Source organism: Clostridium sp. 7_2_43FAA, assembly GCF_000158375.2.
Taxonomy (GTDB): Bacteria; Bacillota; Clostridia; order Clostridiales; family Clostridiaceae; genus Clostridium; species Clostridium tertium.
In genome coordinates, this window is the sequence record NZ_JH815222.1 from 2,769,463 (window position 1) to 2,783,315 (window position 13,853).

8 protein-coding genes and 1 pseudogene are annotated in these 13,853 nt (G+C 27.5%); all 9 read right to left on the reverse strand.

Features of this window, described 5'->3' with window-relative positions; all coding sequences use genetic code 11:
• Positions 1-9: 9 nt before the first annotated feature.
• Complete coding sequence (locus CSBG_RS14360) at positions 10-813, reverse strand: ABC transporter permease (protein ID WP_008680684.1); 804 nt, start codon at positions 811-813, stop codon at positions 10-12.
• Positions 814-815: 2 nt separating this feature from the next.
• Positions 816-2,144, reverse strand: coding sequence for a glycosyltransferase (locus CSBG_RS14365; protein ID WP_008680685.1), 1,329 nt, complete (start codon positions 2,142-2,144; stop codon positions 816-818).
• Complete coding sequence (locus CSBG_RS14370) at positions 2,098-3,390, reverse strand: glycosyltransferase family 4 protein (protein WP_008680686.1); 1,293 nt, start codon at positions 3,388-3,390, stop codon at positions 2,098-2,100. The genes CSBG_RS14365 and CSBG_RS14370 overlap by 47 nt, the downstream gene beginning before the upstream one ends.
• Positions 3,391-3,999: 609 nt before the next feature.
• A complete protein-coding gene (locus tag CSBG_RS14375; protein ID WP_008680687.1) occupies positions 4,000-4,218 on the reverse strand; it encodes a DUF2922 domain-containing protein in 219 nt (72 codons plus the stop codon).
• 160 nt (positions 4,219-4,378) lie between these two features.
• On the reverse strand, positions 4,379-4,600 hold the full coding sequence (locus CSBG_RS14380; protein WP_008680689.1) for a DUF1659 domain-containing protein: 222 nt from the start codon (positions 4,598-4,600) through the stop codon (positions 4,379-4,381).
• A gap of 561 nt (positions 4,601-5,161) precedes the next feature.
• Complete coding sequence (locus CSBG_RS14385; RefSeq protein ID WP_008680690.1) at positions 5,162-10,012, reverse strand: discoidin domain-containing protein; 4,851 nt, start codon at positions 10,010-10,012, stop codon at positions 5,162-5,164.
• 474 nt (positions 10,013-10,486) lie between these two features.
• On the reverse strand, positions 10,487-11,137 hold the full coding sequence (locus CSBG_RS14390; RefSeq protein ID WP_008680691.1) for a conserved phage C-terminal domain-containing protein: 651 nt from the start codon (positions 11,135-11,137) through the stop codon (positions 10,487-10,489).
• 412 nt (positions 11,138-11,549) lie between these two features.
• Positions 11,550-12,860 (reverse strand): HRDC domain-containing protein, encoded by a 1,311-nt coding sequence (locus tag CSBG_RS18815; protein ID WP_008680693.1) that lies wholly within the window; start codon positions 12,858-12,860, stop codon positions 11,550-11,552.
• A 253-nt stretch (positions 12,861-13,113) separates the two neighbouring features.
• Positions 13,114-13,650 (reverse strand): annotated as a pseudogene (locus CSBG_RS18115) (sugar phosphate nucleotidyltransferase); the annotation flags it as partial.
• Between the last annotated feature and the right edge of the window lie 203 nt (positions 13,651-13,853).

Sequence of the window (13,853 nt, forward strand, 5' to 3'; positions counted from 1 at the left end):
CCTTGTATGCTAGACTAAATCTGAAAATCTATTCCTAAACTTCATATGAATCATAGCCCCAATTAAAATTGTTATTATAGTTACTAACCAATAATATACTGTAAATTTAACATCCTCAAAAAACCACTTGTTGTATAAGAAAGTATTTCTAAATCCCTCTATTATATATATAAATGGATTTAATCTTATAATTTTTAATCCTATTGGTGGTAAATTTATAGTAGTCCACAAAATAGGTGTTAAGTAAAACATAAATCTTAACACTGTTCCTACTAATCTATTTATGTCTCTTACAGCCATAACTAATGCTGATGTAATAAGTGATATTCCTATTAAAAGTAATGTTGCAGCTATTATATAATACGGTATTTGAATATAATAAATAGTTGCCTTATACCCATTAAAAACATAACTCAATATCATTATGAATATCAAAGGTATATTATTTAATAACTGAGTTAATATAGTATTCGTCGGTATTATACTAGTTGGAAATTTCATTTTAGTTATTATTGCTGCTTTAGAATATATAGCTAATGTCCCAGCACTTATTGAAGCACTTATATAAAACCATGGTATTAATCCCGCTAGCATCCAAAGTAAAAAAGGATGTCCATCTATCGGCTTTCCGTTTCTTATTCCTAGCCCAAAAACAAACCAGTAAACCCCAATTTGTGATAATGGGCTCAATATTATCCATAAAGCTCCAAGATACGTATCCCTTAATGGAGTTATAAAATCATATAACGCTAGTTTATAAATTTTATAAAAATTAGCCTTATGCTCCCTTAAAATAAATAATAAATCTCTCATATTTATACACCTATATTTATATTTTCTTCTATATTTATATTTTTCTTATATAATAAGTTATCATATATATTTATAAAATTTTCTTTTTCATTATTCCAATTATACTTTTCTCTTGCCTTTGTGCAGTTTTCACTAAACATTGAATGTAATTCTTTATTTTCTAATAATACATTCACAGCATTTGCTATTTCATTTGGATCATGAGAATCCACAACTAATCCTATTTGTTCTTCTTGAACTACCTTTTTTATCTCTGGAAAATTACACGCTACTACCGGAACTTTACTCATCATATATTCAAAAAGTTTATTTGAACATGCAGAGTAATGATTAAAGCAAACATTATTTAAAACTTGAAAGCCTAAATAAGCATTAGCAGTATAATATTTTAATTCATCTACTGGAACTTTATCTACAAACCTTACTTTTTCATTGAGTTGTCTGTCTGCTACCATTTTTACTATCTCAGGCTTCAACTTTCCATCTCCTATAAAAACAGTTATTCCATCATTGAACTTGTCTATAGCTTCTACAATTTTATCAAGGCCTCTTCCAACTTGAATTCCACCTTGATAAAGTAATATTGGCTTATCAGTTGGAATATCTAACATGGAATACATATCATATTTATTTTCTATAGAATCATCTTTAGTGTAAAATGGATAATTATGTACAATCTCCGGCAATTCTATATTATATAATTCCTTAACATATTCTGCCCTTGTTCTATTGGTCATAATCATTTTATCAATAAACTTAATCAATATTTTTTCTATGTAATATGCTTGCTTTCCATATCCAGTTCTAGAGCTTTGAACCTCATGTGAATCATACACTAGGTATCTTCTTCTAAAAATCTTACTACATATTATCCCTTGAGGAAGGGTATTTAAATCATTGCTATGATATACATCAGCATTAAATTTTAATCCTTCAATTATCATACCTAGAAATATATGTGTTTTTATTAAAAAACCTCTTATCTTTTTAAGAGACATTATTCCCATAAATAACAATACAGCCAGTCCAATTATTTGATTAAAATAAAAAATCAACCCAATAAGAACTAGTAACGGTAATGTAAGAATCTTATTTCTCTTAATTAAACTGATAGCTTTATTAACCAGCAATATGTATTTAGGATATCTATTTACTCTTACTATATTAAAGCCATTTCTATTTTCATTTTTCTTTAAATCTTTTTGCTTTGAATCATGAATAGCTATAAGCTTAACATCATATCCCTTTTCAGCTAAAGCAGTACATTCTCTTAATACTCTTGCATCATTGGTGAAGTGATTCCATACAAACATCCCTATTTTTTTTGACATAATCATTTCTCCTTGTAACTCTTTCAATTAAATCTATATATTTAATCAAATTATTTTCAACACAAAAATTATTTAAACAATAATTCATACCATTTTTTGAATAATACTCATATGATTTCTTATCATTATAGATTTTCATAATAGCCTTAGATAATCCAACATAATCATCTGGTTCAACAACTAAACCAGATTCACTATCATTTATAACTTTTGCAGCATATCCTTCAACCCCTGCCACTATAGGTATTCCTATTCCCATATAATCAATTATTTTTCCTGGTATTACCAAATCAAAGGCACTATCTTTTCTCAGGTGAGCTAACCCTATATGACATTTAGCTACTTCTTCAACAACTTTATTTTTAGGCATTGGATTATATACCCTTATATTCTTCAAATCATAGTGATCTATTAGCTCTAAGACTTTTTCTCTTTGTATTCCTGTACCTATAATTTTAAATTCTATATCTTCAATATGTCTCAAATTTCTAGCAACCCTTACAAGTGATGTCACATTTTGAGGTAATCCTATCATCCCTGTATATATAACAGTAAATTTCCTATGCTTATTTGTTTTCCTTCTTATTTTCTCATATCTCTCAATTTCACTAACCTGTAACCCATTTGGAATAAATACTACTCTTTTTTTATACTTATTTTTATTTATATATTCTTTAAAACCATTGCTATTAATTACAATTGAATCTGTAAATTTAAAAATTACTTTCTCTAATACGTATGCAATTTTCAACAAAAATTTATTTTTTCTAAATAATCCTACATTTTTTATACATTCTGGCCATAAATCTCTTATGTCTAATATAAACTTACATCTAAACCTAATTTTTGCTATTATACCTAAAACTCCAGAAAAAGGAGATGGTATAGTAGCTATAACTAAGTTGTATTTTGACCGTCTAAAAATTATTGAAAATATACTTTTAAAAAAGAAATTAATATATATATATAATCTTATAAAAAAGTTAGTAGTCCTCTTCACTTTGCTTGTCCTAACTCTATGTATATTAGAACCTGTATATATATCATTTTCTTTTTCTAAATCCCTATATCCATCTTCTTTATAAATATCTTTATTAGGATAAGAAGGTTCTGAGGTTACTACATCAACCATATACCCATTTTTTTTTAATTCAATTACTAAATTAGTTATCCTATTAGCCCCACTCCCTATTTCAGGATAAAAGACTTCAGATATTATTAAAACTTTTTCTTTTACTTTATTCATTATCTCAACTTTACTCCTAAGTATATAATTCAATTTTGTACGAACTATTATATTCATTTATCATAATAAATCTCAAAGAACCTACTCTTTTTACATAAATTAAATTATATAAATTAAATTACAGAAACAAACTAACCATAAATAATAGATATTTATAATATATTTTTCTCTTATTATATAAGAATTCCTTATTTTTTTTCAATTAAAATACTCTTTTTTTTAACTACATTTAATACATTATTTCAATGAAAAATATTATACCATATTTATATCATTATTTTTATATAAATAATTCAATTTTCCTACTATTTTACAAAATTTTAATTACAACATTCTAAATTTTTCTAAAAAATTATCCAATATTACTTTTTAAGATTATTTTATTTCAAAAATTATAATCATATATAATTTTGTTTTAAACTTTTATATACTTCATTATTAACAGCATCATAAGTAATACTAAAATTAATACCTAATTACACAAAAAATATTGATATAAAGAAAGAAAATATTATTTTACTTTATTTAATTAATATAAATTTAAATATTATTTATTTGTTGCAAATATAAAGGAGGTCGCGTTTCGCGACCCCCTTGAGTTTTACTATATTAAAGATCAACTTTCTTTGTTTCTTTTGTTATTACATGTGCTTCTAACATTTCAATAAGATCTCCTGATTCTGTTTGTAATAACTTATTAGTTATTACAGAATTCATAAGAGCTGAAATATCTGCATCTAAAACATCTTGCTTAACATCCTTAATAGTCAAATTTGTTTTTTTGCCTGCAACATCTTTAAAAGCCATTCTAGCAGTTCTTTCTATCATCTTAAATCCCCCTTTCCCCAATTTTAAGCTTACTTTTGCAACTTCTCTTTATCTCTAATTACTTTACCTCTAACCCCTCATTCATAAGCTAGTACTAATCTCATAAATCAAATTTCATTACTGAGAGCTTGTCTTAATAATAATTAAGTTACAAATCTAACTATTTTCTTATTAGCATAAAGGTTTGTTGCTTCTTAATTGTACTTACTGTGTAATCCATAAGCTTTTCAACTGCATCTGATAACTCTACTAATTTATCATCTGTTGCATCTACAGATACATTCTTAAAGCTTTGCTTATTGAATACATCTTTTCCTTTAGAATCAACACCAACTTGATAGTTAATTTCTAAAGCATTTCCTACTAAAACTGAGTTTGCCATACTAATCACCTCCTCATTTACTATATATGCGGCTTTTAATATTTTTTAAAATTTTTCTATAATTTATTTTATTTAAATAAATATTAAAATTTAACAATATCTTCATACATAATAATAGGAGGATTTAAATTTAACCTGTAAATTAAAAAGCTAACTTCCATTTTTATTAAGAAACAGAAGTTAGCTTTGAAAGCATTTTAATATACTAATATCTCTAATGAAGGGTTCAGAATTTAAGAAACCTCAATATACTAATATCATTTCCTATTTTTACTTTATATAAAATAAAAGCAGATAACTTTATAAATCTATAAAAATAATCCCTAAGGACAATGCTCCTAAGGTCTATAAATCTTAATATCATTTTTCGCTACATTGATAAAACTTTATATATTTATACCGCTTTTATTCTGTGCAACATAAAGGGGCTCGCGAAAAACGCGTCCCCCTTGAGTTTTAGTAGATATTAAAGGAAAACTTTTTTGTCTCTTTTGTTATTAGATGAGCTTCGACCATCTCAATAATATCTCTTGCTTCTATTTTTATTAACTTATTAGTTATTTAAATCCTATTATATCGTTTTCTATAAATAAGTGCTGATCCTATAATAATGCTTATAAAAGCAACCATTGTCCAAGGTCCAGATTCAACTCCTGTAGCTGGTAATTTACCACCATTATCAGGTGTTTTGTTTGAATCACTTGGTGTTTCTGTTCCGCTTCCATTTCCGTTTCCATTATTTTCAGATCCACCATTTTCATCACCCTTAGCTATTAAATCATTTAAAGCTGTATCTAATGATCTTGTTGCCTTATTTATTTCTTCTTGAGTTGCCTCTTCATTAGCAAAAACTTCACTCGCCCTTGCTAATTGAATCTTTAACTCATTAGCACTTTTCTCTGTATATTTTGATAAATCTACTGCTTTTGCTTTATTTATTAAATCTTCAAGTTTAGATTTATCTGGTATTAATCTTAAATCTAGAGAAGATTTTAATAATGTATTATATGCTGAGTCTACTTCTTCTTGAATTGCATCTGTATTAGCTAAAACTTCTTTAGCTGTTTTTAATGCATTCTCAAATGGTGTCCAAGTTGATTCGGTATATACCTTCTTATCTAGTTTTTCTAATTTATTTACTAAGTTTTCAAGTGCTTCTTTCTTAACTTCAATTTTAACTAAACCATCTACAGCTGATTTCAAAGAATCTAAAATTTCATCTATTTCTTCTTGCATTGCATTTTCATCTGCAAGCACTGCATCGGCAGCTTCAATAGCTACTTGTAAAACAGCCCAAGAATCAGCGGTATATACTTTTTCAACTAAACCTTTAGCTGAATCTACAAGTGCTTTCAATGCTTCTTTGTTTCCTTGCTTATATTCAAGCATCCAAATAACATTAACTAATCTCTTGAAGACTTCATCTACTTCTTCTTCTGTAGAATCTTCATTTTCATAAATAGCTTTAGCTTCTTCTAATGCAGCATTGAAATCTTTTACTACAACTGGTACTACCCCATTTAGTAAACCTTCTGCAACAACTTCATTAGCATAGTCTATAGTTGTTTTTAAAGCAGTTTTATCTACTTCTGGTTTTGGTTCTGGAGTAACTTCTTTAACCTTATGCACGTTTAACTCAGCAGCTGTTGCAAATCCACCTGCTCCTTCTTTTGCAACCAATCTTACATGTGTTACATTAGGAACTTCATCAAAATTAACTACTTTTAAAGTTGCATCTTTTGCCCAAGAACCATCTGAAACTGTTGTAAAATCAGTTCCATTTGTGCTTACTTGAAGCTCATACTTAGTGATTGTACCATTGCCTCCATTACTTCTTGGAAGATAAGAAAATTTATTAATAGTGTAAGCTTTTCCTAAATCTAATGTTATACTTTGTGGTAATTGCACAGGCGTATCATAATTTGTGTGCCATATAGTTCCTGGTTTTCCATCGATAGCGAAAGATGCTAATCCTTCTGAACCTACATTTGGATGCTCACTTGTTGCTGATGCTTTCATAGTTTCTTGTGGAATTACTGTTTCATCTGCAACATTGTTAGCAACATTATAAACTTTTAATGATTTTATTTCACCATTAAACGCCTTTGTTTCACTACCTACTTTTTCTAATGGGAATACAAAGGTTCCATTATGTCTAGCCTCACTAGTTTTACTAACTTCATCAACATATTCTCCATTAACATAAAGTTCTGTTTTAGTCATTCTTCCTACTATTGATATATCTACCCATTCTCCTTTAGGTAGTTCATAATCAAATGAGTAATCATAGAATTCTCTTGAGAATCCTACTTTTCCAGTTTCTTTTTGAACTGCCTTAAAAGATCCCTTTTCAGATTCAAAAAGAACTTGCTCTTCATTATTACTATTTTCATCACGTTTTACACTTAATGAAACTGTATAGTTTGGTCCTATATTTTCTATAGAATTTTCTAAATAACTATTGCTTCCATTTAATTTTAATACTCCATTTTTAATAGTTGAGTTATTAAGAGCCACTGAATTATATCCATTTCCAGAATTATCAGGTACTATACCTTTTGAAGCACCTTTAAAGTTGTAATCTAAAACCTTTTCTGTTTTAGATTCTACTTTATATCTTGGATTAGAATTTGGAGCATTTGAAACCTTAGCTGCAACTTCTTGGAACTCAGCATAAGTCTTATCTTCTGCTAATCCCCACATCTTTTCTGATATAGCTTGAACGGCAGGTAATATTCTATCATAAATATCTAATTCAACTATTCCATTAGCTTTTTTATCAACCATATCATTCCAAACTGCAAATGTTCCTCCAATCATTTGTGGTGAACCTGCTGGAATTACATCTCCATTTCCAAATTTGCTAACTTCATAATTATTATATATATAACTTGAGTTTAAATAGTCATAATAATATCCTGCATCTGGAACTATATATAGCTTGCCATCTTCAGTATTAATTAAATCATAGCCTGCTTTAAACATATCTGAAGGGTCTGACCATCCATTATTCCAAATATTCATTTGAACATTTTCTGAACGTACTGGTGTATTTCCAGGTCTTGCTGATAAACTTCCCCATAATCTAACTGTTCTATCTTTCTCATCTTGCATATATCCTAATAAATCATCTGTAAATTTTCTAAACTCTTCTGTATATTTTGCATCATATTCATCTGTTCCTACATTTACAATAGTTTCAGAATCAAATACTGGATTTTCTCCATCTAAATATTCATCCCATAATCCTTTAACAAACTCTAAAGAACCAGGATTAGTAACATCTAAGTGATCTGCTTGACGTCCTACGTTTCCCATTTTCAAATCAGGACGTACTTTTGTAAATGATAAAGAATGTGCTGGAGTATCGAATTCTGGAACTATATTTACTCCAATCTCTCTTGAATCTTTAATAAAAGTCCTAAATTCATCTTTAGTATAGAAAGTGTCTTTACTAGTTAAATCTGCTTTATTTAAACCATTATTTCCACCTTCTTTAATATCTGATTCTAATCTGAATCCTGCATAGGCATCCATTGGATCTTCTCCATTCTTAGAATAATCTTCTAAGAAAATATAGTTATCGTTTAAATGAACTTGGAAATCGTTCATTTTATACCAAGACATAAGCTTTACAGTATCATATAAGAAATCTAATGTAATAGGTTTTCTTCCTACATCTAACATAAATCCTCTTACATCTGATAATGGATAATCTCTTGTAATTCCTTGTGGAATAGTTGTCCCATTTTGCTTTAATATTTGTAATATTGTTCTTGTTGAAAGGAATGCTGCTTCTGCTTCATTAGACTCAACTTTAACAAAATCCCCAATTTCCATATAATATCCTTCTGTTCTAAGCTCTGGACGTTTATTATTTAATTCAAAATAGAAATCACCATTTTTTGGTGAGTCTGAAACTACTACTTCAATTTCTCTTCCAACTACATCTTTATAGTCTTCTGCAAAAACATTCATAGATTCAATTAATTCTGCTTCTGAAGAAGGTGCAATAACTATTCTTGATCCATTATTAATTTCAAAGTTACCAGATCCCCCAAGCCACTCTCTAAGTTCTGGAATAACTGTTGGAGCATTATTTCCTGTAGCTTCATGTGCTCCAGGTACTAATACTTCTATATCAGGAGTATAAGCCTTTTTATCTCCTTGTTTTACTTCAAAGTTAACACGAACTTTTGTATCTACTAAAGGTCTATTTATTTTCATATCAGAACCAATAACTTCTTCATAATCAGCTCCAACAAATGAAATTTCATATCCATCTTGTACTTCTGGCATTGGTAATACTTCATCATCAATTGTAAGCTCTCTAACATTTATGGAATTTGTAATTTCATCAAATCCCTTTGGAATTCCACCATTGTAAATTTCAATTTCATATATAGATACATTATTCCAATTAACACCATCAGCATCTGCAATATGTTTGTCTACATAAACTCTTACATATCTAGTAGCAATGGCTTTATCTAAATTAATTTCTTGCCTATTTTTAGTTGGTGCAGATTTAGCTGCATATATATCAGTCCAATTCTCATTATTATCAGAAACCTGTACTCTATATTCTGTAGCATTTTTTCTTTCCCATTCTATAACTAGATTTTCTATTTGAGTCTTAGCACCTAAATCAACTGTAATCCATTGTGGATTTGATGATACAGCACTTGCCCATCTGGAAGCCTTTGATTTTAAACCATCTACTGCTTTATCAGGTGTTAGTGTATTAGTCTCATTGCTTGATGAAGTTGCATTTTTACTTAATGCAACATTTTCTCCAGCTGCTGGTACTATAACCTCTGGCACTTCTGGTACTTCCGGTTCTTCTGGTTTATTATTATATATTTCAACTTCATACATAGCTACTGTATTCCAAATAATATTACTTCCTTCTTGTGTTGAAGAATAATTTTCTATAGTTATCTTTACATACCTTGCCTTTTGTGAACCAACATCTAAAACTTCTCTTAACTCATTTTTAGTTGTGCTCTTATGAATATTAGCCCAAGTAATATTATCATTTGATACTTCTACTTTGTATGAATTTACATTTCTTCTTTCCCATTCGATTACAACTTCGTCAAAAGCTTTAACTTCATTTAAATCAATTGTTATCCATGGATTAACAGCATTAAGATTTGATGCCCATCTTGAGCTTCCTGCTTTATTAATATCAGCTGGTCTATCCACTTTTCCATCGATAACTTTATCTGCAGTAAATGTACTTCCACCTTCATATCCAGATGCAGTAGCACTTTTCCCTAAAGCTAAATTTTCTCGTTTTACTTCTGTAGTATTTTCCTCTGCCCTTACAGGTACAAAAGAAAACATCATAGTAAATGCTATGAATAGTGGTAATATTCTTTTCGAAATATTATACCTCTTATTTCTCATTATTCTTTTCCCCCTTGATTAAATTTTATTTTTATAAACATTAGGAGTAAATAACTTAACTGTCAGAGTATCTTATAGTATTAATAGTAACCAACCATGATAAATAGAAATTTTTATCTACCTCCCTTCACTATTTTAAATGTGTTACCTTTGAAAATTATTTTGATAAAATGCATTAAATTTATAAAAAAAGCTAACCTACTCACATAATGAATAAGTTAGCTTATGCCCTCTTAAGGTAACACGCTTTTCTGAACATTTACATAACATATAAAGTTATATATGTAAATATTATACTAATTAATCATTTAAATAATAACATAAAGAAATCCTTCTTGGAAATATATGTAAAGTAAAAAAGCAATAAACTTATATTTTTAACACTAAATTTAACAATATCTTGATATATCATCACATGCTATAGCTCTTGTGAGTTTGTATCGCCACTCTCCCTTCTATATCAAACCATTAATATCACTCCCACCCTAATAATTTCTTTTCTAAATCATCGTAATCGTAATCCCTTCCCTTGAAGTTATTAAACCTTAACTTTCTAGGCTCTCTGTAATCTACATAACCTTTATTACTTTTTTCTTCCTTGATAATATTTTGATTTAGATATACTTCAAACTTATCTCCAAATAAAGTCTGCTGATTTAAATATTGCTCGAACTTAGTACATTTCCATTTCTTCACCTTTTTACTAATAACAGATTTAAAGTAATCAACATTATATCCCTCATTAATTCTCTTATTAATTGAAGTTAAAGTTCCCTTGTTCTTTTCCTTATATTTTGTTCCAAGGCTTAAATTCAAATATGAAATTATTTCACTAGCCTCTTTTATATATTTATATAAATTAGTATCTATAGTAGATGAATCCTTTAGTATATTAGTCTTTGATGAACATTTTGATGCTGACCCCTTATCCTTTTCTGTAGATAGCCTTACGTAATTTTTATAGCTAACCTCATCATCATTATACTTTTCACCTTCAATAATTTCATAATTCATTCTTCCACTTTCTCTAAAATCATCAAAATATCTAAGAACAGCTAAATCTTTAATACCTAAACCAAACTCCATAATCTTTTTTACTGAAAAACCTAAAAATGAATATTGCATATTAAAATCCCCCTAAATATTACTTTTAAATAACTTGTTATTAAGTAAATATCTAGATAAAAATAAAATTGAGAAAATTTTTCAAAATAATTTATTTATTGCATATGCAGTTTTTTTAAAACTTTTAAAATTTATAAAAATATTTTTAAATTAAGTTTTTACACTAAAAAAAGATTGAATATGCATATGTATAAAATATAGATTTCCATATTCCATGTTTCTCTTAATTAATAAAGGACCTAACGAAACGTTAGGTCCTTGAATTTTTAATAAAATCCTTCAAAAAATTCACTAAATAGTCTTCTCTCCAATATGTAAACAAATTGATAAAGAAGCATGTACAGTCTATTTAATAGAATAATTTTATGCTGGTAAAACATCCTGCATTTAAGACTTTGAGAAATTTTTAAATTTATTCATTTAAAATTTTCAAAATAACTTCACCGTATTTTTCTACCTTCACTTCTCCAAAACCTGAAACTTCTTTAAGTTCTGATTTTGTCTTAGGCATCTTTTCTAATAAATTAGTCATCTGCTTATCACTAAAAATAATATATGGTTTTGTATTTTCTGCTCTACTCATTTGAAGTCTAAATTCTTTTAATTTCTTTATTAGTTTTTCTTCATTAAATGAATTAGCATTATTATAAATATTTTTAATAGATGAACTACTATTAATCACGCTATTATTTGAAATACCATTATTTATATAAATATTAGTTGTGTTTATATTTATATCATTACTTACATAATTATTTTTATTATCTATATTATTTCTTATGGTGTTGATGCTTTTATTATCCTTTTTATTACTTTTATTATTCCAGCCCGTACTATTGCTTGTAATATTATTTATAATATCATCTTTTACACTATCAATAATATTTTCTTTTATTATTTCATTACTATTAATTATTATTTCACTTATATCCTTAACTTCAAAGTTATCTCTATTATCATAACTATCAACTAATTCAGTTAACTCACGATACTTTTTCAAGAAACTTAATTTATTAGATTTATGTAATGCTAGTAATCTATCTGCAACCTCTTTCATTTCTTTATCACTTAAAGACATTAAATCTGATTTAGAGTTAACCTCTTTAATGTAATTAATAAGTTGATCTGCTTTAATAACCTTATCCTTAATTTCCTTCTTAGCATATCTTGAATTTAAAACAGTTTTAGGATTTGCTAGTACTACTAGTGATTTATAATTATCATTAAAATATTTATCAAAAAGCATCTTAGAAATAAAATTACTTTTAGACTCTTTCTTTATTCTCTTTAACACTTCCAAATGCCTTTCATTTTGAGTTATTGGAGAATATATTCCTTCTTTTATAAGCTTACCATTAAAATTATAAGTTCTTATGAAATTTCCTTGTGAGTTTATTTCTATATTTCCTATAAGGTTCTTACATTCAATTATAAATATGACTTTTCTTGTTACAACTATATAATCAATTTGTGCAGATAATTCATTAGTTTCTAAGCATATATCATGCAATATGCACATTGGTATTCCACTATTTTCCAGCTCAAAAGCTATATTCTTTTCTCCAAATTCTCCAAGAGTTGCAATCTTTAATTCTTTTTCTATTCTTCCCTTTATCCCTTCTGGTGCTCTACTATGTAATTCCTGTAGTTTAGAAATATAATATTTTGCTTCACTTTCTTCCTTTAAAAATATAGGTTTATCTAGTTTGTTGAATAAAGCCATTTTGTACCTCTCATAAAAATTAATTTAAGTATATATAAATTATACTTTATAAATATATATATTCATACATCCCAATCAATATTTTACCAATTTTATTTTTACTAGTATTTAAAAATTTTATATAACTTTATTTCAACCTATTTTTATGCTTACAATAAAAAAGTTCAAGGACGTCGCAGAACGCGACTCCCTTGAACTATTAGCAACTTCCTTTTCTAATCCTAGTAGTATTTCCCCTAGAACTCAAAAATTTCTATAAATCTAATGCTCTTAAATATTCCGTAAATCCTTCTCTTAAATTCTCACTTCTTAATGCATATTCAATATTAGCTTCTAAAAGACCTTGCTTATCGCCAACATCATATCTTCTTCTCTCAAAGCTGTAAGCATATATAGCTTCTTCTTCTAAAAGTTTTAATAAAGTATCAGTTAATTGAATTTCTCCACCTTTACCTGGCTTTGTTTCTTCTAATATTTCAAATATTTTAGGTGTTATAATATATCTACCCAGTATAGCAATATTTGATGGTGCTTTATCTATACTTGGTTTCTCTACTAATTCTTTAAACTTGTAAATTCTATCTTCAATATTAATTCCGCCAACTATTCCATACTTTGATACATTTTCACTGCTAACTTCTTGTACACCTAATACAGATGTTTTATACTCGTTATAACAATTAATAAGTTAATTTAAACATGGATTTTCATCATTATAAACTATGTCATCACCTAGTAGTACTGCAAAAGGCTCATTTCCAACAAAAGTTTTAGCACATCGAACAGCATGTTCTATTTCCTTCTACACTTTTAGACACAATATAAGTAAATAAATAGGTAATATGTAATATATACACAAATATTAAATTAAGGTTTTAAATAAGCAAATCCCTTTATATTTTAATTGTCCTTTAATTAATCTTATAATGAAATTAACTTGAATGAAATAATTATTCTTATTTTTTGTACTTTTTTGGCAAAAAATTTCTTATA